Here is a 23,781-nt window from a genome sequence, read left to right on the forward strand (position 1 = left end):
ACGGCGCCCGCCCAGTTGGGGACAACTGAGCGGGCGCCATGGGTCGTGCCTTACAGCTCGGTGACGGAGCCACCGGCAGCGGTGATCTTCTCCTTGGCCGACGCGCTGAACCCGTGCGCCGACACCTGGAGGGCCACACCGCCGAGGTCGCCGGTGCCGAGGACCTTGACCGGCTGGCCCTTGCGGACCGCGCCGACCTCGACCAGCTCCTGCGGGCCGACCTGGCCGCCGTTCGGGAAGAGCTCGGCGAGCCGGTCCAGGTTGACCACCTGGAAGACGACCTTGAACTTGTTCTTGAAGCCCTTCATCTTCGGCAGGCGCATGTGGATGGGCATCTGCCCACCCTCGAACGACGCCGGGATGTTCTTGCGGGCCTTGGAACCCTTGGTACCGCGACCGGCGCTCTTGCCCTTGGAGCCCTCACCGCGACCCACCCGGGTCTTCGCGGTCTTGGCACCCGGGGCCGGGCGCAGGTGGTGAACCTTGATCGTCATTACTCGACCTCCTCGACCTTCACGAGGTGGTTGACCGTGAAGATCATGCCGCGAATCTCGGGCCGGTCCTCCTTGACCACCACGTCGTTGATCCGCTTCAGACCGAGCGAACGCAGCGAATCACGCTGGTTCTGCTTGGTGCCGATGCCAGACCGGACCTGGGTGACCTTCAGGCGTGCCATCAGGACGCCACCCCCGCCCGCGACGCCAGCATGGCGGCCGGCGCGACGTCCTCCACCGGCAGACCACGACGGGTCGCGACGGCCTCGGGGGACTCGAGCCCCTTCAGCGCCGCCACCGTGGCGTGCACGATGTTGATCGGGTTCGACGAGCCGAGGCTCTTGGAGAGCACGTCGTGGATGCCCGCGCACTCCAGCACGGCACGCACCGGGCCACCGGCGATGACACCGGTACCGGCCGACGCCGGCTTGAGCAGCACGACGCCGGCAGCGGCCTCGCCCTGCACCGGGTGCGGGATCGACTGGCCGATCCGCGGCACCTTGAAGAAGTGCTTCTTGGCCTCCTCGACACCCTTGGCGATCGCCGCGGGCACCTCCTTGGCCTTTCCGTAGCCCACGCCGACCGTGCCGTCGCCGTCGCCCACGATCACCAGGGCGGTGAAGCTGAAGCGACGACCACCCTTCACGACCTTGGCGACGCGGTTGATCGCGACGACCCGCTCGAGGTGCGGGGTCTTCTCGACGGGCGCGTTTCCGCGGCCGCCCTCACGGCGGTTGTCGCGGCGACCACCCTCGTTGCCACCGGACCCGCCGCCACGGCGCTGTTGACCTGGCATCAGCAGCCTTCCTTATCTCTCGTGACGGGGTTTCTAGAACTCGAGCCCGGCTTCGCGGGCGGCGTCGGCAAGCGCGGCGACCCGCCCCGCGTACCGGTTGCCACCGCGGTCGAAGACGACCTTGGAGACGCCGGCGGCCTTGGCGCGCTCGGCGAGCAGGGCGCCGACCTTGCCGGCCAGGGCGCTCTTGTCGCCCTCCGCACCACGCAGCGACGCGTCCAGGGTCGAGGCCGACGCCAGGGTGTGACCCTTGGTGTCGTCCACGATCTGGGCGACCATGTGCCGCAGGGAGCGGGTGACCACCAGGCGGGGACGCTCGGCGGTGCCGCTGACGTTCTTGCGGACCCGGAAGTGCCGGCGCGCACGCCCGACGGCACGCTTGGCGGCGACGCCGCGGCGGCGCTTGAGCAGCGTGGCGCTCACTTCTTACCTGCCTTTCCAGCCTTGCGGCGGATGACCTCGCCCTGGTACTTCACGCCCTTGCCCTTGTAGGGCTCCGGCGGGCGGATCTTCCGGATGTTGGCGGCGACCTCACCGACCTGCTGCTTGTCGATGCCGGCCACGTGGAACAGCGTCGGCTTCTCCACCGTGAAGGTGATGCCGTCCGGAGCCGGCACCAGCACCGGGTGCGAGAACCCGAGCGCGAACTCGAGGTCCTTGCCCTTGGCGGTGACGCGGTAACCGGTACCGGCGATCTCCAGGCTCTTGCGGTAGCCCTCGGTCACACCGACGATCATGTTGGCGACCAGGGTACGGCTGAGGCCGTGCAGTTCCTTGGCCTTGCGCTCGTCGTTCGGCCGGTTGACGTGCACCTGGCCGTCCTCGCCACGCTCCGCCGTGATCGGCTCGGCGAGCGTGTGCGACAGCTCGCCCTTGGGGCCCTTGACCTTCACGGTCTGGCCGTCGATCGTGATGTCGACGCCGGCCGGTACCGGGATCGACTTACGTCCAATACGCGACATTTCTACCTGTCTCCCGTTACCAGACGAAGGCGAGGACTTCCCCGCCAACGCTCCGCTTGCGGGCCTGCCGGTCGGTGAGCAGCCCCTGGGACGTCGAAATGATCGCCACGCCCAGCCCGCCGAGCACCCGCGGGAGCCCGTCCGACTTGGCGTACACCCGGAGACCGGGCTTGGACACGCGCTTGATGCCGGCCAGGCTCCGCTCGCGGTTCTGGCCGTACTTCAGCTCGACGACCAGTCGCTTGCCGACGGCGCCCTCCTCGGGCTCCTCGACCGACCAGGTGGCGATGTAACCCTCGGCCTTGAGGACCTCGGCGATGTTCGCCTTGATCTTCGAGTAGGGCATCGTCACCCGGTCGTGGTACGCCTGGTTGGCGTTACGCAGACGCGTGAGCATGTCTGCGATCGGGTCGGTCATCGTCATGAATTCGTCAGCCTTTCTCGCCGGGGTTCCCGGGGCGTTCCGCCCCGGGCCTACGGCGAAGAGCAATAGCTATTACCAGGAAGCCTTGGACACGCCGGGCAGCTCACCGCGGTGGGCCATCTCCCGGATGCACACCCGGCAGAGACCGAACTTGCGGTAGACCGCCTTCGGACGCCCGCACCGCTGGCAGCGGGTGTACGCGCGAACCGAGAACTTCGGCTTCGCGGCCGCCTTGATGATCAGCGCCTTCTTGGCCATTCGCTCAGTTCTCCTTGAACGGGAAGCCCAGGAGCTTGAGCAGCGCCCGGCCCTCGTCGTCGGTCGTGGCGGTCGTGACCACCGTGATGTCCATGCCCCGCTGGCGATCGATCTTGTCCTGGTCGATCTCGTGGAACACCGACTGCTCGGTCAGACCGAACGTGTAGTTGCCGTGCCCGTCGAGCTTGCGCCCGTCGAGACCGCGGAAGTCGCGGATACGCGGGAGGGCGATCGACAGCAGCCGGTCCAGGAACTCCCACATCCGGTCGCCGCGCAGGGTCACCTTCGCACCGATCGGCATGCCCTCACGCAGCTTGAACTGCGCGATGGACTTGGTCGCCCGCCGCACCTGCGGCTTCTGGCCGGTGATCGTGGCGAGGTCGCGGACCGCGCCGTCGATCAGCTTGGCGTCGCGAGCAGCCTCGCCGACACCCATGTTGACGACGATCTTGACCAGCCGCGGAACCTGCATGGGGTTCGCGTAGCTGTGCTGCTCCTGCAGCTGCGCCACGATCTCGTTACGGTACCGCTCCTTGAGGCGCGGCATGGTCTTGGTTTCGGTAGCCGTGGTCATCACAGGTCCTTACCGGTGCTACGCGCGATGCGGACCTTCTGGCCGTTGTCGTCGATCCGGTACCCGACGCGGGTCGGGTTCCCGTCGGAGTCCAGGACCTGCACGTTGGAGACGTGGATCGGGGCCTCCTGGGTGACGATGCCACCGGTCTTGGCGCCACGCTGGGTGGTGCTGATGCGGGTGTGCTTCTTGACCCGGTTCACGCCCTCGACCAGGACCTTGTCCTGCCGCGGGTAGGCCGCGATGACCTTGCCCTTGGCACCCTTGTCCTTGCCGGCGATGACGACGACCGTGTCGCCCTTCTTGACCTTCACGGTCACAACACCTCCGGCGCGAGAGAGATGATCTTCATGAACCGCTTGTCCCGCAGCTCCCGACCCACCGGGCCGAAGATACGGGTACCGCGCGGGTCCCCGCCGTCCTTGATGATGACGGCGGCGTTCTCGTCGAAGCGGATGTACGAGCCGTCCGGCCGCCGCCTCTCCTTGGCGGTGCGGACGACGACGGCCTTGACGACGTCGCCCTTCTTGACACCGGCACCCGGGATCGCGTCCTTGACCGTGGCCACGATGACGTCGCCGATGCTCGCGTAGCGCCGACCGGAGCCACCGAGAACCCGGATGCACAGGATCTCCCGGGCACCCGTGTTGTCGGCGACGCGCAGTCGCGACTCCTGCTGAATCACGTCTATCTCCTATGTCTGCCGGTTCTCCGGCCGCCCGGAGGCAGCCGGAGCCTGGCGGAACGTGCGCCCGACCGATACCGGCCGAGCTCGAGCCTTCGCTACTTGGCCTTCTCGAGGATCTCCACGAGCCGCCACCGCTTGGTGGCGGAGAGCGGCCGGGTCTCCATGATCAGGACCCGGTCGCCGATACCGGCCGAGTTCTGCTCGTCGTGCACCTTCAGCTTGCGGGTACGGCGCATGATCTTGCCGTACAGCGCGTGCTTGACCCGGTCCTCGACCTCGACCACGACGGTCTTTTCCATCTTGTCGCTGACCACGAGGCCCTCACGCACCTTACGGCGGGCCCGCGCGGCGGCGGTGGTGTTCTCGCTCATGATGCAGTCACCTCAGTCGGCGCGGCCGAGAGACCCAGCTCGCGCTCACGCATGATCGTGTAGATCCGGGCGATCTCCCGACGGATGACCTGCAGCCGCCGGTTGTTGTCCAGCTGCCCGGTTGCGGCCTGCACGCGGAGGTTGAACAGCTCCGCCTTGGCCTCACGCAGCTTCGTGACCAGCTCCTCCTCGGAGAGCTCACGCAGCTCGGAAGGCTTGACGCCCGCTGCCATCAGGATTCACCCACTTCGCGCGTAACAATGCGGCACTTCATCGGGAGCTTGTGGATCGCGCGACGCATCGCCTCTCGCGCGATCTGCTCGTTGGGGAAGGACATCTCGAAGAGAACCCGCCCCGGCTTGACGTTGGCGACCCACCACTCGGGCGAGCCCTTACCGGAACCCATGCGGGTTTCCGCCGGCTTCTTGGTGAGGGCCTGGTCCGGGAAGATCGTGATCCAGACCTTGCCACCACGCTTGATGTGGCGGGTCATCGCGATACGGGCCGACTCGATCTGGCGGTTGGTCACGTACGCCGGCTCGAGAGCCTGGATCCCGAACTCGCCGAACACCACCCGGTTACCACCCTTGGACGCGCCGTGGCGGTCCGGGTGGTGCGGCTTGCGGAAGCCCTTCGGGGGCTTGCGCGGCATCAGCATCTGTCAGCCCTCCTGCTGCGTTTCTGCCGGAGCAGCCGCGGCCGAGGCGACAGCAGCACTGTCGATCGGCTCGCCACTCGGCGTCTCGGCCTGCTGAGCGATGGTGGTCGCAGCAGCCCGGCCGGCCTCGGTGCCGCCGGCGGTCGTGCCGGACGAACCCGACCGGCCACGGCGCGGCCGCTCGGGGCGGTCGCCGCGGTCACGGCGCGGGCGGGACGGACCGGCCTCGGCCGGAGCCTCCCGGCCCGGGACGGCGTCGCCCTTGTAGATCCAGACCTTCACGCCGATCCGGCCGAAGGTGGTACGGGCCTCGAAGAAGCCGTACTCGATGTTGGCCCGCAGCGTGTGCAGCGGGACGCGACCCTCGCGGTAGAACTCGGTCCGGCTCATCTCGGCACCGCCGAGACGACCCGACACCTGGACCCGGATGCCCTTGCAGACCGGGTTCTTCATCGCCGACTGCATCGCCTTGCGCATCGCCCGACGGAAGCTGACCCGGCTGGAGAGCTGCTCGGCGACGCCCTGGGCGACCAGCTGCGCGTCCGACTCGGGGTTCTTCACCTCGATGATGTTCAGCTGCACCTGCTTGCCGGTGAGCTTCTCCAGCTCGCCGCGGATCCGGTCGGCCTCCGCACCCTTGCGGCCGATGACGATGCCCGGCCGGGCGGTGTGGATGTCCACGCGGACCCGGTCACGGGTGCGCTCGATGTCGACCTTGGAAATGCCGGCACGCTCGAGGCCCTTGGACATCATCCGGCGGATCTTGACATCCTCGCCGATGTAGTCCTTGTAGAGCTTGTCCGCGAACCAGCGGGACTTCCAGTCGGTCGAGATGCCGAGCCGGAACCCAGTGGGGTGAACCTTCTGACCCATTACTCGGCGCCCTCCGTCTTGCTCTCCGTCTCAGCGGCCTCGGCCTGCTTCGCCGGGGCGGCCTTCTTCGCGGCGGCCTTCTTCGGCGCAGCCGGCGCGACCGCCTCGACCGCCACGGTGATGTGGCAGGTGCGCTTGCGGATCCGGTACGCCCGGCCCTGCGCCCGCGGCCGGAACCGCTTCATGGTCGGGCCCTCGTCGACGAACGCCTCGCTGACGAGCAGCGCGTCGGGGTCCAGCCGCTCGTTGTTCTCCGCGTTGGCGATCGCGCTCGCGAGCACCTTGTACACCTGCTCGCTCGCAGCCTGCGGCGCGAACTGCAGCACCGTGAGCGCCTCCTTCGCGGGCAGGCCGCGGACGAGGTTGACCACCCGGCGCGCCTTCATCGGCGAGATGCGCACGTGCCGCGCAACCGCCCGCGCGCCCGGAAGCACCGGAGCGTCGCCCTTTCCTGGCATCGCTGTAACCCCTTGTTCCTCTATCCGTATGCCCGCGGCGTCAGCGCCGACGGCTCTTCCGGTCGTCCTTCTCGTGACCCTTGAACGTGCGGGTCAGCGCGAACTCGCCGAGCTTGTGCCCGACCATCGCCTCGGTCACGAACACCGGGACGTGCTTGCGTCCGTCGTGCACGGCGATCGTGTGACCCAGCATCTCCGGGATGATCGTCGAGCGCCGCGACCAGGTCTTGATGACGTTCTTCGAGCCCTTGTCGTTCTGCGTCTCCACCTTCTTGAGCAGGTGGTCGTCGACGAACGGGCCCTTCTTCAGGCTGCGAGGCATGTCTTATCTCCCTCAGCCGCGCTTACGCGTGGCGTAGCGACGGCGGACGATCAGCCGGTCACTCGGCTGGCCCTTACGACGGGTGCGGCCCTCGGGCTTACCCTGCGGGTTGACCGGGTGGCGACCGCCGGAGGTCTTACCCTCACCACCACCGTGCGGGTGGTCGACCGGGTTCATCGCCACACCACGGACGGTCGGGCGCTTGCCCTTCCACCGCATGCGGCCGGCCTTGCCCCAGTTGATGTTCGACTGGTCGGCGTTGCCGATCTCGCCGATGCTGGCGCGGCAGCGCACGTCCACCCGCCGGATCTCACCGGACGGCATGCGGAGGGTCGCGTACACACCCTCACGGCCGAGCAGCTGGATGCCGACGCCGGCCGAGCGGGCCAGCTTGGCGCCGCCGCCCGGACGAAGCTCCACGTTGTGGATCGTCGTACCGACCGGGATGTTGCGCAGCGGCAGGTTGTTGCCCGGCTTGATGTCGGCACCCGGACCGGACTCGACGCGGTCGCCCTGCTTCAGGTCCTTCGGCGCGATGATGTACCGCTTCTCGCCGTCGGCGTAGTGCAGCAGCGCGATGCGCGCGGTGCGGTTCGGGTCGTACTCGATGTGCGCGACCTTCGCCGGCACGCCGTCCTTGTCGACCCGCTTGAAGTCGATCAGGCGGTACTGCCGCTTGTGGCCGCCACCGTGGTGCCGGGTGGTGATCCGGCCGTGGGCGTTGCGTCCGCCCTTCTTCGGCAGCGGAGCCAGCAGCGACTTCTCGGGCGTCGACCGGGTGATCTCGGCGAAGTCGGCGACGCTGGAGCCACGTCGGCCCGGCGTCGTCGGCTTGTACTTACGGATAGCCATTGTCTACACCCCTCAGCTGACCGGGCCGCCGAAGGCCTCGATACGGTCACCGTCAGCCAGCTTCACGATCGCCCGCTTGGTCGCCTTGCGCTGACCGAAGCCGGTCTTGGTGCGCTTGCGCTTGCCCTCGCGGTTGAGCGTGTTGACCGTCAGGACGCGGACGTTGAAGATCTGCTGGATAGCGATCTTGATCTCGGTCTTGTTGGCGTCCGGGTGCACCAGGAAGGTGTACCAGTTCCGGTTCAGCTCGCTGTAGCTCTTCTCCGAGACGACCGGCGCGACGATGATGTCGCGCGGATCGGCGATCGTGCTCACTTGCCACCCTCCTCGGTGGTCTCGGCGGGAACGCCCAGGAACTCGTCCAGGGCCTCCTTGGTGAAGACCACGTCGTCGGCCACCAGCACGTCGTACGTGTTGAGCTGGCCGGCCTCGATCAGGTGCACCCGCGGCTCGTTGCGCAGCGACACCCAGTTCAGCTCGTCGGCGCTGCTCAGCACGACCAGGACCCGACGGGCCTCGGTCAGCTTCGCCAGCGTGGCCAGAGCGGCCTTGGTCGACGGCTTCTCGCCCGAGACGAAGGCCTCGACGACGTGCACCTGGCCGGCGCGCGCCCGGTCGGAGAGGGCGCCACGCAGGGCGGCGGCCTTCATCTTCTTGGGGGTGCGCTGGCTGTAGTCGCGCGGGACCGGGCCGTGCACCACGCCACCGCCGGCGAACTGCGGCGCGCGGATCGAGCCCTGCCGGGCACGACCGGTGCCCTTCTGCTTGTACGGCTTCTTGCCGCCACCGGCGACCTCGCCGCGGGTCTTGACCTTGTGCGTGCCCTGCCGGGCCGCCGCGAGCTGGGCCACCACGACCTGGTGCATCAGCGCGAGGTTGGCCTGGACGTCGAAGATGTCGGCCGGCAGCTCGACGGAGCCGCTCTTGGCGCCCTCGACGTTGCGGACGTCAACGGTGGTCACTTGGCCGCACCGCCCTTCTTCACCTTGGTCTTGGCCGCGGTACGGACCAGGACCAGCGCGCCCTTGGGGCCGGGGATGGCACCACGGACGAGCAGGAGGTTGTTCTCGGTGTCGACCGCCTGGACGGTCAGGTTCTGGACGGTGTAGCGCACGCCACCCATCCGGCCCGCCATCCGGGTGCCCTTGAAGACGCGACCCGGGGTGGCGCAGGCGCCGATGGAGCCCGGCGAGCGGTGCTTGCGCTCCACACCGTGGCTGGCGCGCAGACCGTGGAAGCCGTGCCGCTTCATCGGGCCGGCGTAGCCCTTGCCCTTGGTCTTGCCGGTGACGTCGATGGCGACGCCGGCCGGGAACTGCTCGACCGTGACCTCCTGGCCCAGCGAGTAGTCCGCGGCGTCCGCGGTGCGCAGCTCGACGATGTGCCGGCGCGGCGCCACGTCCGCCTTCGCGTAGTGCCCGCCCAGCGGCTTCTTGACCTTGCGCGGGTCGATCGTGCCGTAGGCGAGCTGGACCGCGGAGTAACCGTCCTTCTCGGCGCTACGAACCTGGCTGACGACGCACGGGCCGGCCTGAACCACGGTCACCGGGACAACGCGGTTGTTGTCCCAGACCTGGGTCATGCCGAGCTTTGCGCCCAGGATCCCCTTGACTTGCCTGTCCATTTGTCCGGTCCCTACAGCTTGATCTCGATGTCGACGCCAGCCGGCAGGTCGAGGCGCATGAGCGAGTCGACCGTCTTCGGGGTCGGGTCGATGATGTCGATCAGCCGCTTGTGCGTGCGCATCTCGAAGTGCTCGCGCGAGTCCTTGTACTTGTGCGGCGAGCGGATAACGCAGAAACGGTTGATCTCCGTGGGCAGCGGCACCGGGCCTGCGACCTGCGCCCCGGTACGCGTCACCGTCTCGACGATCTTCCGAGCCGAGGAGTCGACGACCTCGTGGTCATAGGCCTTGAGCCGGATGCGGATCTTCTGTCCCGCCATGGTGGCTTCTGTTCCTTCTCTCGATGCCGCTGTGTTGCGGGCGCCTGTACCGGCTGGTACAGGCCCACTTCGCCGACCCCCGCGGTCGGGCGTGTCGCGCCCTGGGGCCAGGCTCCGCCCCGGGACTCCGGAGCGGTTCTTGAACCACGCGGTGGGTCAAGGCGCCGATCGCATCACAGCGATCTGGACGCCGTGCGAGGGTGGTTGACCGCCAGGGGCGATCAACCACCCTACGCGCGACTGTTGGTCTCCCGGAGGTCCAGCTTTCACCGGACGCAGGTGACTAACCGTCGTTACGCAACCTGACTAGTATGCCGCACGACCGGCGGCGACGCTAATCGGGGTTACCCAGCTCACTTGAGGATGTTGGTGACGCGACCAGCGCCGACCGTACGACCACCCTCGCGGATCGCGAACTTGAGGTTCTCCTCCATGGCGATCGGCTGGATCAGCTTCACGGTCATGGTGGTGTTGTCGCCCGGCATGACCATCTCGGTGCCCTCGGGCAGCGTGACGACGCCGGTGACGTCCGTGGTCCGGAAGTAGAACTGCGGACGGTAGTTCTGGAAGAACGGGGTGTGCCGGCCGCCCTCCTCCTTGGAGAGGATGTAGACCGTCGCCTCGAACTCGGTGTGCGGGGTGCTGGTGCCCGGCTTGATGACAACCATGCCGCGCTCGACGTCCTCGCGCTTGATGCCGCGCAGCAGCAGACCGACGTTCTCACCCGCGCGGGCCTCGTCGAGCAGCTTGCGGAACATCTCGATGCCGGTGCAGGTGGTCTTCATCGACTTCTCGCGGATGCCGACGATCTCCACCTCCTCGTTCGGCTTGAGGATGCCGCGCTCGGCCCGACCGGTGACGACGGTGCCACGACCGGTGATCGTGAAGACGTCCTCGATCGGCATGAGGAACGGCTTCTCGGTCTCGCGCTCCGGCTGCGGGATCGCGGTGTCGACAGCGTTCATCAGGTCCAGGAGCTTGCCGGTCCACTCGGGGTCACCCTCGAGGGCCTTCAGCGCCGAGACCCGGACGACCGGCAGGTCGTCACCCGGGTACTCCTGCGCCGACAGCAGCTCGCGGACCTCGAGCTCGACGAGCTCCAGGAGCTCCTCGTCGTCGACCATGTCGCTCTTGTTGAGCGCCACGACGATGTACGGCACACCGACCTGACGGGCCAGCAGCACGTGCTCGCGGGTCTGCGGCATCGGGCCGTCGGTCGCCGCCACCACCAGGATCGCGCCGTCCATCTGCGCGGCACCGGTGATCATGTTCTTGATGTAGTCGGCGTGACCGGGGCAGTCGACGTGCGCGTAGTGACGCGCCTCGGTCTGGTACTCGACGTGCGCGATGGAGATCGTGATGCCGCGGGCCTTCTCCTCCGGCGCCTTGTCGATCTCGTCGAACGGCGTGTACGGGTTCAGGTCCGGGAACTGGTCGTGCAGGACCTTGGTGATGGCCGCCGTCAGCGTCGTCTTACCGTGGTCGATGTGACCAATGGTGCCGATGTTGACGTGCGGCTTAGTCCGCTCGAACTTCGCCTTCGCCACTGGTGTCCTCCTGTGGACTTCTTGGTTCGTTCGCCCCGGCGCGCCGATTGGCGCTTAGGACTCTGTCGACAGCCTTTCCGGCCTGGCGGCCGGAGAGCTTTGGTGGGTTCTGCGGCGATGAAGCCTACAGGCCCGGTCTCACACAACCCGATCGAGGTGGCCGCGGGCGGGGAGTGCCCTCCCGCGACCAGCCTCGAACCATCGGATCAACTCAGGTGAGCGTCACTCACCAGTCGCCTTGGCGATGATCTCCTTCGCCACGCTCTGCGGAACCTCGGCGTAGGAGTCGAACTGCATGCTGTAGCTAGCCCGGCCCTGGGTCTTCGACCGCAGGTCGCCGACGTAGCCGAACATCTCCGACAGCGGCACCAGGGCCCGGACGATACGAGCGCCGCTGCGCTCCTCCATCGCCTGGATGATGCCGCGCCGGGAGTTGAGGTCGCCGATGACGTCACCCATGTTCTCCTCCGGAGTGGTGACTTCAACGGCCATCATCGGCTCGAGGAGCGCGGGGTCGGCCTTGCGGGCCGCCTCCTTCATCACCATCGAGCCGGCGATCTTGAATGCCATTTCCGACGAGTCGACCTCGTGGTACTGGCCGTCCAGCAGCGTCAGCTTGACACCCACCAGCGGGAAGCCGGCGAGGATGCCGTACTGCATCGCGTCCTGGGCACCCGCGTCCACCGAGGGGATGAACTCCCGGGGGATGCGGCCACCGGTGACGGCGTTCGCGAACTCGTAGGTCGGCGAGTCGTTGTCCAGCGGCAGCGGCTCGACGCTCACGATCACGCGGGCGTACTGGCCGGAACCACCGGTCTGCTTCTTGTGGGTGTACTCGATCTTCTCCACCTTGCGGCGGATCGTCTCGCGGTACGCCACCTGCGGCTTGCCGATGTTCGCCTCGACGTTGAACTCGCGGCGCATCCGGTCGACCAGGATGTCCAGGTGCAGCTCGCCCATGCCGGAGATGACCGTCTGACCGGTCTCCTCGTCCAGCTTGACGCGGAAGGTCGGGTCCTCCTCGGCCAGCCGCTGGATGGCGGTGCTGAGCTTCTCCTGGTCGGCCTTGGTCTTCGGCTCGATCGCGACCTCGATGACCGGCTCCGGGAAGGTCATCGACTCCAGGATGACCGGGTTCGCCGGGTCGCAGAGGGTGTCACCGGTGGTGGTCTGCTTGAGACCCTGCACCGCGATGATGTCGCCAGCCTGGGCCGAGCTGCGCTCTTCCCGCTTGTTGGCGTGCATCTGGTAGATCTTGCCGATCCGCTCCTTGCGGTCCTTGGTGGAGTTGACCACCTGGGTACCGGTCTCGACCACGCCGGAGTAGACCCGGACGTAGGTGAGCTTGCCGAGGTGCTTGTCGGTCTGGATCTTGAAGGCCAGGCCGGAGAAGGGCTCCGACTTGGACGGCTTCCGCTGCAGCGGGGTCTCGCCGTCGGTGGCCGTACCCTCGATCGCCGGAACGTCCAGCGGCGACGGCAGGAAGTCGACGACGGCGTCGAGCATGGGCTGCACGCCCTTGTTCTTGAACGCCGAGCCGCAGAGCACCGGGTTGGCCTTGCTGGCGATGGTGGCCCGACGGATGGCGGCCTTGATCTCCTCGACGGAGATCTCCTCGCCCTCCAGGTACTTCTCCATCACCGAGTCGTCGACGTCGGCCAGGGTCTCCATCAGCTTCTCGCGCCACTCCGCCGCGGAGTCGGCCAGCTCGGCCGGGATCTCCTCGATGGCGTAGTCCTCACCCTTCTGGGTCTCCCCGCGCCAGGTGAGGGCGCGCATGCCGATCAGGTCGACGACGCCGATGTGGTCGCCCTCGAGGCCGATCGGGATCTGGAGCACCAGCGGGGTGGCGTTGAGCCGGTCGATCATCATCTGCACGCAGCGGAAGAAGTCGGCACCGGTCCGGTCGAGCTTGTTGACGAAGCACATCCGGGGGACGTGGTACTTGTCGGCCTGACGCCAGACGTTCTCCGTCTGCGGCTCCACGCCGGCGACACCGTCGTAGACCGCGACCGCACCGTCCAGCACCCGCAGCGACCGCTCGACCTCGACCGTGAAGTCGACGTGACCGGGCGTGTCGATGATCTGGATCGTGTGGCCCTTCCACTCACACTTGGTGGCAGCGGAGGTGATGGTGATACCACGCTCCTGCTCCTGCTCCATCCAGTCCATGACGGCAGCGCCCTCGTGGACCTCACCGATCTTGTACGTGATACCGGTGTAGAACAGGATCCGCTCGGTGGTCGTGGTCTTACCGGCATCGATGTGCGCCATGATGCCGATGTTGCGTACGTTGGCGAGCGCGTCTGCGGCGGCCACTTCAATCCCTACTTATCGTCGTCTCGACTCAACTGGTGGCGGTTCCGGCGCCGGTCCGGCGCCGGAACCAGGGTGTTACCAGCGGTAGTGCGCGAAGGCCTTGTTGGACTCCGCCATCTTGTGCGTGTCCTCGCGCCGCTTGACGGCGGCACCCAGACCGTTGCTCGCGTCCAGCAGCTCGTTCATCAGCCGCTCGACCATGGTCTTCTCACGACGGGCCTTGGAGTACGTCACCAGCCAGCGCAGACCGAGCGTGGTCGCGCGGGCCGGACGCACCTCGACCGGCACCTGGTAGGTCGCGCCACCGACACGGCGGCTGCGGACCTCGAGGGTCGGCTTGACGTTGTCCATCGCGCGCTTGAGCGTGACGACCGGGTCGGTGCCGCTCTTCTCGCGGCAGCCCTCCAGGGCGGCGTACACGATGCGCTCGGCGAGCTGACGCTTACCGCGCATCAGGATCTTGTTCACCAGCTGGGTGACCAACGGCGAGTTGTACACCGGGTCAGCGACCAGCGGCTTCCGCGGAGCGGGTCCCTTACGCGGCATGTCAGCTCTTCTCCTTCTTCGCGCCGTACCGGCTGCGCGCCTGCTTGCGGTTGCGGACACCCTGGGTGTCCAGCGAACCGCGGACGATCTTGTAACGCACGCCGGGGAGGTCCTTCACCCGGCCGCCGCGGACGAGCACGATCGAGTGCTCCTGCAGGTTGTGACCGACGCCCGGGATGTAGGCGGTCACCTCGATCTGGCTGCTGAGCTTGACACGAGCGACCTTGCGGAGCGCCGAGTTCGGCTTCTTGGGGGTGGTGGTGTACACGCGGGTGCACACACCGCGCCGCTGAGGGGAACCCTTCAGCGCCGGGGTCTTCGTCTTGGTCGTCTTGGCCTGGCGGCCCTTTCGGACCAGCTGCTGGATGGTGGGCACCGGGTTTCTCCGCTCCCTTCGGCCGCTGTCGCGGCCGCGCCGTCTGCTCGTTAGCCGACCTGATGGACGGCTCTCCTACATTCCGACCAGGGCCACCTCACGGAGGTCCCGGCACCCGCGGTCGGGCGTGTCGCCCAGCTCACGGTCCCGGTGCCGTCGCTCGCGCGTCGCACCGGGTTCTGTTCGCCGGCACGCGGTGGACCGTGCGCCGGGTCTTGGACTGTGTCGTACGGCCGCTCGATCGCCGGATGAACCGGGACCCGCGCACGCACGAGTTGCCCGGGCGGGCCCGGGCACAAGGGGAAAGAGTACCTACCACAGCCTCGCAGGTCAAAACGGAATGGTCCGGCGGATCTCAAACCCCGCCGGTCGCCCGCCCCGTGGCGCCTGCTCGCCCGTGCTGGGCACCTACGGCTCCAAGTGTACCGGCTGCCCTCGGAAGCGGCCCGTCGCCCCCGCCGCGACCGCCGTCACCCGAACTGCAGCAGCAACGCCAGCCCCAGGCCCGCCAGGCAGAGCAGCAGACCCGTCGCCCCGCAGCTGATCCCGGCCGTGGCGAGCCCTCGCCCGGTGAACCGGACCGCCGGCGGCGGCGCCGCCCGCCGGATCTGCCGCCGGGCCAGCAGCCCGGCCACGATCGCGGCCGCCCCGGCCAGCGCGCCCGGCACGGTGAACGCCCCGGCCGCCCAGGCCCCGCCGTACCGCGCCGCCCCGACACCGAAGCAGACCACCAGCACCGACACCAGGATCGACACCACCCCGGCCACCAGCGAGCCCACCGCCGGACCGGAGGTCACCGCCGGCACGTCGAGATGGACCACCCCGAAAGGGGTACCCGGTACCGCGTCGACCCGCTTGGGCGGTTTGGGCGCCTCCCGCGGCGGCGGGGGCAGCCACCCCGGACCGGGCGGCCACCCGCCCCCCGGCGCCCCACCGAGGTACGCCCCCGCCGGAGACGCCCCCGGGTACGGCCCGGCCACCTGACCCGACTGCCCCGGCGACAACTGCCCGGGGTGACCGCCGAAGGGCTGCCCTGGCGACAACTGCCCGGGGTGCGCCGGCGACGCGTACCCGATGGGGGTGGCCTCCGGCGGCGTGCCGGCGCCCGGGGTGGACCGGTCGCCCGTGGCGGCCCCCTGCGCCGACCAGGGCGAGACCTCGGGAACGGCGGTCGCGGGCGGGGCGGCACCGGCGGAACCGGGCGCGCCCGTCTCCGGGGGCCCGGCGGGCTGGCCGCCCGGGTCGGCTCCCGACGGCGGCGCCGGTTCCGTCACGTGGTCCTCCTGTCGACAAGCCAGATCCCTCGCCGCGCGACGGACACCGGCCAGGCTACCGTCGGCGCGCACCGCCCCGCAGGGCCCGCGCGAGCACCGGCGCTCAGTCCACGTTCGGGGCGTAGTCCTGCCCGAACGGAGCGTCGGCCAGCCGGACCACGCCGATCACCACCAGCGTCACCACGGCGACCGCGACCAGCACCAGACCCGCCCAGGCCAGCCGCTCCCCCTGCCGCAGCCAGGCCGCACCGGTGAGGTACCCGCCGGAGGCGTACGCCTCCCGCCGGGCCTGCCGGGCGAGCTGGAGCGCCACCGTCGCGGGCACCACCCCGCCGACGAACAGCCCGGTCAGCGCCCCGATCAGGCCCAGCGCGAAGACGGCGCGGGCCTTCGTCGCGGGCGCCGGGTCGGGGTCGAGCGGGTGGCGTGGCGGCTGGTGCGCCACGGGCAGCTGCCCGGGAGCGGTCGTCATACCCCCATCATGCCCGCCGGCGCACGCCGGGACCGGCCACCTCGGCCCCGAAGGCCGGCCCACCCCCGAACACGACGAGGCCCCCGGCGGTCACGCCGGGGGCCTCGTCGGTCACTGCTTAGCGGTACGACCCGAAGTCGAAGTCGTCCAGCGGCACAGCCTGCCCGCTGGCCGGCCCGAAGCCGTAGTCGGTCTCCGGGTAGCCGGTCATCGAGTAGACCTTGGCCTTCGCCTCCTCGGTCGGCTCCACCCGGACGTTGCGGTACTTGCTGATGCCCGTACCGGCCGGGATGAGCTTACCGATGATCACGTTCTCCTTGAGGCCGACGAGCGAGTCGCTGCGCGAGTTGATCGCCGCGTCGGTCAGCACCCGGGTGGTCTCCTGGAAGGAGGCCGCCGAGAGCCAGGAGTCGGTGGCCAGCGAGGCCTTGGTGATACCCATCAGCACCGGGCGACCGGCGGCGGGCTCGCCACCCTCGCCGACGAGCCGGCGGTTCTCCGACTCGAACAGCGCCCGGTCGACCAGCACGCCCGGCAGGAACTCGGTCGAGCCGGAGTCGATGACCGTCACCCGCTTGAGCATCTGGCGGATGATGATCTCGATGTGCTTGTCGTGGATGAGCACACCCTGCGAGCGGTAGACCTCCTGGACCTCCTGGGTCAGGTGGACCTGGACCGCGCGCGGGCCGAGGATGCGGAGCAGCTCGTGCGGGTCGATGGTGCCCTCGGTGAGCTTCTCGCCGACCTCGACGTGGTCCCCGTCGTGGGTCCGCAGCTTGACCCGCTTGGAGATCTTGTCGTAGACGATCTCTTCGCTGCCGTCGTCCGGCACCACGATGATCTTCCGGGACCGCTCGCCGTCCTCGATCCGGACCCGGCCCGGGGTGTCGGCGATGGGCGCCTTGCCCTTCGGGATCCGGGCCTCGAAGATCTCCTGGACACGGGGCAGACCCTGGGTGATGTCCTCACCCGCGACACCACCGGTGTGGAAGGTACGCATCGTCAGCTGCGTACCCGGCTCACCGATCGACTGGGCGGCGATGATGCCGACCGCCTCGCCGATGTCGACCGACTTGCCGGTCGGCAGCGAGCGGCCGTAGCAGGCCGCGCAGACGCCCAGCTTCGACTCGCAGGTGAGCACGCTGCGCACCCGGACCGTCTCCACCCCGGCGGCGACGATCTTGTCGACCAGGATCGAGTTGAGGTCCTGACCGCGCTGCGCCACCACGTTGCCGTCCGGCCCCTTGATGTCGTCGGCCAGGGTCCGGGCGTGCACGCTGGTCTCGGCGTGCGTGTGCACGACCAGCTTGCTGTCCAGCCGCTCGCCGATCTGCATCGGGATCGCCCGGTCGGTGCCGCAGTCCTCCTCGCGGATGATCACGTCCTGCGAGACGTCCACCAGACGACGGGTCAGGTAACCCGAGTCGGCGGTCCGCAGCGCGGTGTCGGCGAGACCCTTACGGGCACCGTGCGTGGAGATGAAGTACTCCAGCACGGACAGACCCTCCCGGTAGCTGGCCTTGATCGGCCGCGGGATGATCTCGCCCTTCGGGTTGGCCACCAGACCACGGATCGCCGCGATCTGCCGGAGCTGGAGCAGGTTACCGCGGGCACCCGAGTGGATCATCTTCCACAGCGGGTTCTCCTGCGGCAGCGCGGTGTCCATCTCCTTGGCGACCTCGTTGGTCGCCTTGGTCCAGATCTCGATGAGCTCGCCGCGACGCTCCTCGGCGGTCATCAGACCACGCTGGTACTGCTTGTCGATCTGGTCGGCGTCCTTCTCGTACCGCGCCAGGATCTCCCGCTTGCGCGGCGGCGCGATGACGTCCTCCATGCCGATGGTGACGCCGGACCAGGTGGCCCAGTGGAAACCGGCCTCCTTGAGCCCGTCCAGGGTGGCCGCGAGAGCCACCTTCGGGAAGCGCTCGGCGAGGTCGTTGACGATCGCGGAGAGCTGGCCCTTGCGGATCTCGTAGTTCACGAAGCGGTAGCCCTGCGGCAGCGTCTCGTTGAACAGGACCCGGCCCAGCGTGGTCTCCACGGTCAGCGGCTCGCCCTCGGCCCAGCCCTCGGGCGCGACCCACGGCTCGGCGCCGGCGCCGTTGTCGACACCGACCACACCGCGCAGCCGGATCTTGACCGGGGTCTGCAGGTGCAGCTCGCCGCTGTCGAACGCCATCCGCGCCTCGGCGTCCGAGCTGAACGCCCGGCCCTCGCCCTTGCCACCCGGAGTGAGGTGGGTGAGGTGGTAGAGACCGATGACCATGTCCTGGGTGGGCATGGTGACCGGCTTGCCGTCGGCCGGCTTGAGGATGTTGTTCGACGACAGCATCAGGATCCGCGCCTCGGCCTGGGCCTCGGCGGACAGCGGCACGTGCACCGCCATCTGGTCACCGTCGAAGTCCGCGTTGAACGCGGTGCAGACGAGCGGGTGGATCTGGATCGCCTTGCCCTCGACCAGCTGCGGCTCGAAGGCCTGGATGCCCAGGCGGTGCAGGGTCGGCGCGCGGTTCAGCAGCACCGGGTGCTCGCCGATGACCTCTTCCAGCACGTCCCACACGACCGGCCGCTGCCGCTCGACCATCCGCTTGGCGGACTTGATGTTCTGCGCGTGGTTGAGGTCCACCAGCCGCTTCATCACGAACGGCTTGAACAGCTCCAGCGCCATCTGCTTGGGCAGGCCGCACTGGTGCAGCTTCAGCTTCGGGCCGACCACGATGACCGAACGGCCGGAGTAGTCGACGCGCTTGCCGAGCAGGTTCTGGCGGAACCGGCCCTGCTTGCCCTTGAGCATGTCCGACAGCGACTTGAGCGGGCGGTTACCCGGACCGGTGACCGGCCGGCCGCGACGGCCGTTGTCGAACAGCGCGTCGACGGCCTCCTGGAGCATCCGCTTCTCGTTGTTGACGATGATCTCGGGCGCGCCGAGGTCGATCAGCCGCTTGAGGCGGTTGTTCCGGTTGATCACGCGGCGGTACAGGTCGTTCAGGTCGGAGGTCGCGAAGCGGCCACCGTCGAGCTGCACCATCGGGCGCAGGTCCGGCGGGATGACCGGGACGCAGTCCAGCACCATGCCGAGCGGCGAGTTGCGGGTGTTCAGGAACGCCGCGACGACCTTGAGCCGCTTGAGCGCCCGGATCTTCCGCTGGCCCTTGCCGGAGCGGATGGTCTCGCGCAGGCTCTCGGCCTCGGCGTCGAGGTCCATGTTCTGGACCAGCGCCTTGATGGCCTCGGCGCCCATGCCGCCGGTGAAGTACTCGCCGAACCGGTCGCGCAGCTCGCGGTAGAGCAGCTCGTCGGTGACCAGCTGCTTCGGCTCCAGCTTGCGGAAGGTGTCCAGCACCTCGTCGAGGCGGTCGATCTCGCGCTGGGCCCGGTCGCGGATCTGGCGCATCTCGCGCTCTCCGCCCTCCTTGACCTTGCGCCGGACGTCCGCCTTGGCACCCTCGGCCTCCAGCTCGGCCAGGTCGGCCTCGAGCTTGGCGGCCCGCTTCTCGATCTCCGAGTCGCGGCTGTTCTCGGACTGCCGCTTCTCGGCCAGGATCTCGTTCTCGATGGTCGAGAGGTCACGGTGACGCGACTCGGCGTCCACGCTCGTCACGACGTACGAGGCGAAGTAAATGATCTTCTCGAGGTCCTTGGGGGCGAGGTCCAGCAGGTAGCCCAGCCGGCTCGGCACGCCCTTGAAGTACCAGATGTGGGTCACCGGAGCGGCCAGCTCGATGTGCCCCATCCGCTCACGACGGACCTTGGAACGGGTCACCTCGACGCCGCAGCGCTCGCAGATGATGCCCTTGAAGCGGACCCGCTTGTACTTACCGCAGTAGCACTCCCAGTCCCGCTGCGGACCGAAGATCTTCTCGCAGAAGAGCCCGTCCTTTTCCGGCTTCAGGGTGCGGTAGTTGATCGTCTCAGGCTTCTTGACCTCACCGTGCGACCACTGACGGATGTCGTCGGCGGTGGCGAGGCCGATGCGCAGCTCGTCGAAGAAGTTGACGTCGAGCACTATGTCCCCTATGTCGTCGTCTGTACTGCTAGCTAGTGGGTGGGGTCGGGAGCCGGCGAACCGGCTCCCGACCGCTCACCTCAGACCTCTTCGACCGAGCTCGGCTCGCGCCGGGACAGGTCGATGCCCAGCTCCTCCGCGGCCCGGAACACCTCGTCGTCGGTCTCGCGCATCTCCAGGGCCACGCCGTCGCTGGAGAGCACCTCGACGTTGAGGCACAGCGACTGCAGCTCCTTGAGCAGCACCTTGAACGACTCCGGGATGCCCGGCTCGGGGATGTTCTCGCCCTTGACGATCGCCTCGTAGACCTTGACCCGGCCCAGGACGTCGTCGGACTTGATGGTCAGCAGCTCCTGCAGGGCGTAGGCGGCGCCGTACGCCTGCATGGCCCAGCACTCCATCTCACCGAAGCGCTGGCCACCGAACTGCGCCTTACCACCCAGCGGCTGCTGCGTGATCATCGAGTACGGGCCGGTCGACCGGGCGTGGATCTTGTCGTCGACCAGGTGGTTGAGCTTCAGGATGTAGATGTAGCCGACCGCGATCGGGTCCGGCAGCGGCTCGCCGGAACGACCGTCGAACAGCTGCGCCTTGCCGGAGGACCCGATCAGCTGCTTGCCGTCCCGGTTGGGCAGGGTCGACGCGAGCAGACCGGAGATCTCCGCCTCGCGGGCACCGTCGAAGACCGGCGTGGCCACGTTGGTGTCCGGCTCGGACTCGTGGGCGTCGATCGAGCGCAGCGCCTTCTTCCACTCCGCGTCGTCACCGTCCACGCTCCAGCCGGTCTTGGCGACCCAGCCGAGGTGGGTCTCCAGCACCTGACCGATGTTCATCCGGCTCGGCACACCGAGCGGGTTGAGCACGATGTCGACCGGGGTCCCGTCCTCCAGGAACGGCATGTCCTCGACCGGCAGGATCTTGGAGATGACGCCCTTGTTGCCGTGCCGGCCGGCGAGCTTGTCGCCGTCCTGGATCTTGCGCTTCTGGGCGACGTAGACCCGCACCAGCTCGTTGACGCCCGGCGGCAGCTCGTCGCCGTCCTCGCGGGAGAAGGTACGCACGCCGATGACCGTGCCGGTCTCGCCGTGCGGCACCTTCAGCGAGGTGTCCCGGACCTCGCGCGCCTTCTCACCGAAGATCGCGCGGAGCAGCCGCTCCTCCGGGGTCAGCTCGGTCTCGCCCTTGGGCGTGACCTTGCCGACCAGGATGTCGCCGGGGACGACCTCGGCGCCGATCCGGATGATGCCGCGCTCGTCGAGGTCCGCGAGCATTTCCTCGCTGACGTTCGGGATGTCGCGGGTGATCTCCTCCGGGCCGAGCTTGGTGTCCCGGGCGTCGACCTCGTGCTCCTCGATGTGGATCGAGGTGAGCACGTCCTGCTGCACGAGGCGCTGCGACAGGATGATCGCGTCCTCGTAGTTGTGGCCCTCCCAGCACATGAACGCCACCAGCAGGTTGCGCCCGAGCGCCATCTCGCCCTCGTCGGTGCACGGACCGTCGGCGATGACCTGACCGGCCTCGACGCGGTCGCCCTCGAAGACGACCGGCTTCTGGTTGACGCAGGAGCCGGCGTTGGAACGGCGGAACTTGTGCAGCAGGTACGTCCGGCGGTGGCCGTCGTCCTGGTGGATGGTGATGTAGTCGGCGCAGAGGTCCTCGATCACACCACCGACCTCGGCGACGACGACGTCACCGGCGTCGACGGCGGCCCGGTACTCCATGCCCGTGCCGACCAGCGGCGCCTCGGCCTTGACCAGCGGCACCGCCTGGCGCTGCATGTTCGCGCCCATCAGGGCCCGGTTGGCGTCGTCGTGCTCGAGGAACGGGATCATCGCGGTCGCGACCGAGGTCATCTGCCGCGGCGAGACGTCCATGTAGTCGACGGCGCTGGGGACCACGTCCTCGGTCTCGCCACCCTTACGGCGGCACAGGACCCGGTCCTCGGCGAAGGTGCCGTCCGCCTTCAGCGGCGCGTTGGCCTGCGCCTTGACGTACCGGTCCTCCTCGTCCGCGGTCAGGTAGTCGATCTGGTCGGTGACCCGACCCTCGACGACCTTCCGGTACGGCGTCTCGATGAAGCCGAACGGGTTGACCCGGGCGAAGGTGGAGAGCGCGCCGATCAGGCCGATGTTCGGGCCTTCCGGCGTCTCGATCGGGCACATCCGACCGTAGTGCGACGGGTGCACGTCACGGACCTCGAAGCCGGCCCGCTCCCGGGACAGACCACCCGGGCCGAGCGCGCTCAGCCGGCGCCGGTGGGTCAGGCCCGCCAGCGGGTTGGTCTGGTCCATGAACTGGGACAGCTGCGACGTACCGAAGAACTCCTTGATCGCCGCCACCACCGGGCGGATGTTGATCAGGGTCTGCGGCGTGATCGCCTCGACGTCCTGCGTGGTCATCCGCTCGCGGACGACCCGCTCCATCCGGGACAGGCCGACCCGGACCTGGTTCTGGATCAGCTCGCCGACCGTACGCAGGCGCCGGTTGCCGAAGTGGTCGATGTCGTCGGCCTCGTAGCCGTCCTCACCGGCGTGCAGCCGGCAGAGGTACTCCACGGTGGCGACGATGTCGTCCTCGGTGAGCGTGCCCGTGGTGATCGGGACGTCCAGCTCGAGCTTCTTGTTGAACTTGTAACGACCGACCTTGGCGACGTCGTACCGCTTCGGGTTGAAGAAGAGGTTGTCGAGCAGGGTCTGGGCGTTCTCACGGGTCGGCGGCTCGCCAGGGCGGAGCTTCCGGTAGATGTCGAGTAGCGCCTCGTCCTGGCCGGCGATGTGGTCCTTCTCGAGCGTGGTCATCATCAGCTCGGACCAGCCGAACCGCTCACGGATCTGCTCGGCCGACCATCCGATGGCCTTGAGCAGGACCGTGACGGCCTGCCGACGCTTACGGTCGATGCGGACGCCGACCGTGTCGCGCTTGTCGATGTCGAACTCCAGCCAGGCACCCCGGCTCGGGATGACCTTGACGCTGGAGAGGTCGCGGTCGGAGGTCTTGTCCGGCTGCTTGTCGAAGTAGACGCCCGGGGACCGGACGAGCTGGCTGACCACGACGCGCTCGGTGCCGTTGATGATGAAGGTGCCCTTCGGCGTCATCATCGGGAAGTCACCCATGAACACCGTCTGGCTCTTGATCTCGCCAGTGGTGTTGTTGGTGAACTCCGCGGTCACGAACAGCGGCGCGCAGTAGGTCAGGTCCTTCTCCTTGCACTCCTCGATCGAGGCCTTGACCTCGTCGAAGCGCGGAGCCGAGAAGGAGAGCGACATGGTGCCGGAGAAGTCCTCAATGGGACTGATCTCTTCGAGGATCTCCGCGAGACCCGATCGTGCGTGCGGGTCGTCCGCCGACCGGCCCTGCCAAGCCTCGTTGCCGACGAGCCAGTCGAAGGACTCGTTCTGAATGGCGAGGAGGTTGGGGACCTCGAGGTGTTCGGTGATCCTGCCGAAAGAAACTCGGCGGGGAGCGAAAGCGCTCGACGTACGACTGGTCTTCGCAGGGCGGGAAGCTGCCAAGATGCGTCCTTCCGAGGACCGGTGCTGCAGAACGGCTGGTACGCGTGCACTCCAA

29 protein-coding genes are annotated in these 23,781 nt (G+C 68.4%); all 29 read right to left on the reverse strand.

What is annotated here, in order from left to right; genetic code table 11:
* Nucleotides 1-50: 50 nt before the first annotated feature.
* Nucleotides 51-494: a 50S ribosomal protein L15 gene (gene rplO, locus ACTMS9_RS11535; protein ID WP_280836956.1), complete on the reverse strand. Its 444-nt coding sequence runs from the start codon at nt 492-494 to the stop codon at nt 51-53.
* Nucleotides 494-676 (reverse strand): 50S ribosomal protein L30, encoded by a 183-nt coding sequence (gene rpmD / locus ACTMS9_RS11540; protein ID WP_074314584.1) that lies wholly within the window; start codon nt 674-676, stop codon nt 494-496. The genes rplO and rpmD overlap by 1 nt, the downstream gene beginning before the upstream one ends.
* A complete protein-coding gene (rpsE, locus tag ACTMS9_RS11545; protein ID WP_154941824.1) occupies nt 676-1,290 on the reverse strand; it encodes a 30S ribosomal protein S5 in 615 nt (204 codons plus the stop codon). The genes rpmD and rpsE overlap by 1 nt, the downstream gene beginning before the upstream one ends.
* 33 nt (nt 1,291-1,323) lie before the next feature.
* Nucleotides 1,324-1,713: a 50S ribosomal protein L18 gene (gene rplR, locus ACTMS9_RS11550; RefSeq protein WP_030329901.1), complete on the reverse strand. Its 390-nt coding sequence runs from the start codon at nt 1,711-1,713 to the stop codon at nt 1,324-1,326.
* Nucleotides 1,710-2,252: a 50S ribosomal protein L6 gene (rplF, locus tag ACTMS9_RS11555; protein ID WP_154941823.1), complete on the reverse strand. Its 543-nt coding sequence runs from the start codon at nt 2,250-2,252 to the stop codon at nt 1,710-1,712. The genes rplR and rplF overlap by 4 nt, the downstream gene beginning before the upstream one ends.
* Before the next feature lie 16 nt (nt 2,253-2,268).
* The gene (gene rpsH, locus ACTMS9_RS11560; protein ID WP_013288624.1) at nt 2,269-2,676 is read right to left on the reverse strand and encodes a 30S ribosomal protein S8; all 408 of its coding nucleotides are present in this window, start codon (nt 2,674-2,676) and stop codon (nt 2,269-2,271) included.
* A gap of 72 nt (nt 2,677-2,748) precedes the next feature.
* On the reverse strand, nt 2,749-2,934 hold the full coding sequence (locus ACTMS9_RS11565; protein ID WP_007465272.1) for a type Z 30S ribosomal protein S14: 186 nt from the start codon (nt 2,932-2,934) through the stop codon (nt 2,749-2,751).
* Nucleotides 2,935-2,938: 4 nt separating this feature from the next.
* Entirely contained in the window at nt 2,939-3,508 is a 570-nt protein-coding gene (gene rplE / locus ACTMS9_RS11570; RefSeq protein WP_154941822.1) for a 50S ribosomal protein L5, read from the reverse strand.
* Entirely contained in the window at nt 3,508-3,828 is a 321-nt protein-coding gene (gene rplX, locus ACTMS9_RS11575; protein ID WP_207914040.1) for a 50S ribosomal protein L24, read from the reverse strand. The genes rplE and rplX overlap by 1 nt, the downstream gene beginning before the upstream one ends.
* On the reverse strand, nt 3,825-4,193 hold the full coding sequence (gene rplN, locus ACTMS9_RS11580) for a 50S ribosomal protein L14 (protein WP_007465279.1): 369 nt from the start codon (nt 4,191-4,193) through the stop codon (nt 3,825-3,827). Before rplN ends, rplX begins: the two co-directional genes overlap by 4 nt.
* Before the next feature lie 98 nt (nt 4,194-4,291).
* Entirely contained in the window at nt 4,292-4,567 is a 276-nt protein-coding gene (gene rpsQ / locus ACTMS9_RS11585; protein WP_179801877.1) for a 30S ribosomal protein S17, read from the reverse strand.
* Nucleotides 4,564-4,800, reverse strand: a complete 237-nt coding sequence (rpmC, locus tag ACTMS9_RS11590; RefSeq protein WP_013288628.1) for a 50S ribosomal protein L29 — start codon at nt 4,798-4,800, stop codon at nt 4,564-4,566. The genes rpsQ and rpmC overlap by 4 nt, the downstream gene beginning before the upstream one ends.
* A complete protein-coding gene (rplP, locus tag ACTMS9_RS11595) occupies nt 4,800-5,225 on the reverse strand; it encodes a 50S ribosomal protein L16 (RefSeq protein WP_073834927.1) in 426 nt (141 codons plus the stop codon). Before rplP ends, rpmC begins: the two co-directional genes overlap by 1 nt.
* Nucleotides 5,226-5,228: 3 nt before the next feature.
* Nucleotides 5,229-6,098: a 30S ribosomal protein S3 gene (rpsC, locus tag ACTMS9_RS11600; protein ID WP_088960256.1), complete on the reverse strand. Its 870-nt coding sequence runs from the start codon at nt 6,096-6,098 to the stop codon at nt 5,229-5,231.
* Entirely contained in the window at nt 6,098-6,556 is a 459-nt protein-coding gene (gene rplV, locus ACTMS9_RS11605) for a 50S ribosomal protein L22 (protein WP_088960255.1), read from the reverse strand. The genes rpsC and rplV overlap by 1 nt, the downstream gene beginning before the upstream one ends.
* A 40-nt stretch (nt 6,557-6,596) precedes the next feature.
* Entirely contained in the window at nt 6,597-6,878 is a 282-nt protein-coding gene (gene rpsS / locus ACTMS9_RS11610) for a 30S ribosomal protein S19 (RefSeq protein WP_007073032.1), read from the reverse strand.
* Between the two features lie 12 nt (nt 6,879-6,890).
* Nucleotides 6,891-7,730 (reverse strand): 50S ribosomal protein L2, encoded by an 840-nt coding sequence (gene rplB / locus ACTMS9_RS11615; protein WP_088998353.1) that lies wholly within the window; start codon nt 7,728-7,730, stop codon nt 6,891-6,893.
* A gap of 12 nt (nt 7,731-7,742) precedes the next feature.
* Entirely contained in the window at nt 7,743-8,045 is a 303-nt protein-coding gene (gene rplW / locus ACTMS9_RS11620; RefSeq protein WP_073834931.1) for a 50S ribosomal protein L23, read from the reverse strand.
* Nucleotides 8,042-8,692: a 50S ribosomal protein L4 gene (gene rplD, locus ACTMS9_RS11625; RefSeq protein WP_154941819.1), complete on the reverse strand. Its 651-nt coding sequence runs from the start codon at nt 8,690-8,692 to the stop codon at nt 8,042-8,044. Before rplD ends, rplW begins: the two co-directional genes overlap by 4 nt.
* On the reverse strand, nt 8,689-9,354 hold the full coding sequence (gene rplC / locus ACTMS9_RS11630; protein ID WP_334569339.1) for a 50S ribosomal protein L3: 666 nt from the start codon (nt 9,352-9,354) through the stop codon (nt 8,689-8,691). The genes rplD and rplC overlap by 4 nt, the downstream gene beginning before the upstream one ends.
* An 11-nt stretch (nt 9,355-9,365) precedes the next feature.
* On the reverse strand, nt 9,366-9,674 hold the full coding sequence (gene rpsJ / locus ACTMS9_RS11635) for a 30S ribosomal protein S10 (protein WP_007073037.1): 309 nt from the start codon (nt 9,672-9,674) through the stop codon (nt 9,366-9,368).
* Nucleotides 9,675-10,027: 353 nt separating this feature from the next.
* Complete coding sequence (tuf, locus tag ACTMS9_RS11640) at nt 10,028-11,221, reverse strand: elongation factor Tu (protein WP_334569340.1); 1,194 nt, start codon at nt 11,219-11,221, stop codon at nt 10,028-10,030.
* A 222-nt stretch (nt 11,222-11,443) separates the two neighbouring features.
* Entirely contained in the window at nt 11,444-13,540 is a 2,097-nt protein-coding gene (gene fusA / locus ACTMS9_RS11645) for an elongation factor G (RefSeq protein ID WP_346538166.1), read from the reverse strand.
* Between the two features lie 75 nt (nt 13,541-13,615).
* Nucleotides 13,616-14,086 (reverse strand): 30S ribosomal protein S7, encoded by a 471-nt coding sequence (gene rpsG / locus ACTMS9_RS11650; RefSeq protein ID WP_088647009.1) that lies wholly within the window; start codon nt 14,084-14,086, stop codon nt 13,616-13,618.
* A 1-nt stretch (nt 14,087) separates the two neighbouring features.
* Nucleotides 14,088-14,462 carry a 30S ribosomal protein S12 gene (rpsL, locus tag ACTMS9_RS11655; RefSeq protein ID WP_007465318.1) on the reverse strand — a complete coding sequence of 125 codons (375 nt, stop codon included), beginning with the start codon at nt 14,460-14,462 and terminating at the stop codon, nt 14,088-14,090.
* A 470-nt stretch (nt 14,463-14,932) separates the two neighbouring features.
* Nucleotides 14,933-15,355 (reverse strand): hypothetical protein, encoded by a 423-nt coding sequence (locus ACTMS9_RS11660; protein WP_441164973.1) that lies wholly within the window; start codon nt 15,353-15,355, stop codon nt 14,933-14,935.
* Between the two features lie 484 nt (nt 15,356-15,839).
* Nucleotides 15,840-16,208, reverse strand: a complete 369-nt coding sequence (locus ACTMS9_RS11665) for a hypothetical protein (RefSeq protein WP_154941815.1) — start codon at nt 16,206-16,208, stop codon at nt 15,840-15,842.
* Nucleotides 16,209-16,326: 118 nt separating this feature from the next.
* Entirely contained in the window at nt 16,327-20,214 is a 3,888-nt protein-coding gene (locus ACTMS9_RS11670) for a DNA-directed RNA polymerase subunit beta' (RefSeq protein ID WP_441142325.1), read from the reverse strand.
* A gap of 80 nt (nt 20,215-20,294) precedes the next feature.
* Nucleotides 20,295-23,726, reverse strand: coding sequence for a DNA-directed RNA polymerase subunit beta (gene rpoB, locus ACTMS9_RS11675; RefSeq protein WP_441142324.1), 3,432 nt, complete (start codon nt 23,724-23,726; stop codon nt 20,295-20,297).
* Between the last annotated feature and the right edge of the window lie 55 nt (nt 23,727-23,781).

Source organism: Micromonospora sp. L31 (assembly GCF_052068075.1).
Taxonomy (GTDB): domain Bacteria; phylum Actinomycetota; class Actinomycetes; order Mycobacteriales; family Micromonosporaceae; genus Micromonospora; species Micromonospora purpureochromogenes.

Bases quoted from the DNA above. Each gene is read 5' to 3' on its own strand.
- rpsQ (WP_179801877.1), bottom strand. From the start codon at position 4,567: ATGAGCGAGAACACCACCGCCGCCGCGCGGGCCCGCCGTAAGGTGCGT.
- rplE (WP_154941822.1), bottom strand. From the start codon at position 3,508: ATGACCACGGCTACCGAAACCAAGACCATGCCGCGCCTCAAGGAGCGG.
- rpsG (WP_088647009.1), bottom strand. From the start codon at position 14,086: ATGCCGCGTAAGGGACCCGCTCCGCGGAAGCCGCTGGTCGCTGACCCG.
- ACTMS9_RS11665 (WP_154941815.1), bottom strand. From the start codon at position 16,208: ATGACGACCGCTCCCGGGCAGCTGCCCGTGGCGCACCAGCCGCCACGC.
- rpsJ (WP_007073037.1), bottom strand. From the start codon at position 9,674: ATGGCGGGACAGAAGATCCGCATCCGGCTCAAGGCCTATGACCACGAG.
- rpsE (WP_154941824.1), bottom strand. From the start codon at position 1,290: ATGCCAGGTCAACAGCGCCGTGGCGGCGGGTCCGGTGGCAACGAGGGT.
- rplB (WP_088998353.1), bottom strand. From the start codon at position 7,730: ATGGCTATCCGTAAGTACAAGCCGACGACGCCGGGCCGACGTGGCTCC.
- rplC (WP_334569339.1), bottom strand. From the start codon at position 9,354: ATGGACAGGCAAGTCAAGGGGATCCTGGGCGCAAAGCTCGGCATGACC.
- rplP (WP_073834927.1), bottom strand. From the start codon at position 5,225: ATGCTGATGCCGCGCAAGCCCCCGAAGGGCTTCCGCAAGCCGCACCAC.
- rplV (WP_088960255.1), bottom strand. From the start codon at position 6,556: ATGCCAGGAAAGGGCGACGCTCCGGTGCTTCCGGGCGCGCGGGCGGTT.
- rpmC (WP_013288628.1), bottom strand. From the start codon at position 4,800: ATGGCAGCGGGCGTCAAGCCTTCCGAGCTGCGTGAGCTCTCCGAGGAG.
- rpsH (WP_013288624.1), bottom strand. From the start codon at position 2,676: ATGACGATGACCGACCCGATCGCAGACATGCTCACGCGTCTGCGTAAC.
- rpsC (WP_088960256.1), bottom strand. From the start codon at position 6,098: ATGGGTCAGAAGGTTCACCCCACTGGGTTCCGGCTCGGCATCTCGACC.
- rplO (WP_280836956.1), bottom strand. From the start codon at position 494: ATGACGATCAAGGTTCACCACCTGCGCCCGGCCCCGGGTGCCAAGACC.
- rpsS (WP_007073032.1), bottom strand. From the start codon at position 6,878: ATGCCTCGCAGCCTGAAGAAGGGCCCGTTCGTCGACGACCACCTGCTC.
- rpmD (WP_074314584.1), bottom strand. From the start codon at position 676: ATGGCACGCCTGAAGGTCACCCAGGTCCGGTCTGGCATCGGCACCAAG.
- rplF (WP_154941823.1), bottom strand. From the start codon at position 2,252: ATGTCGCGTATTGGACGTAAGTCGATCCCGGTACCGGCCGGCGTCGAC.
- ACTMS9_RS11565 (WP_007465272.1), bottom strand. From the start codon at position 2,934: ATGGCCAAGAAGGCGCTGATCATCAAGGCGGCCGCGAAGCCGAAGTTC.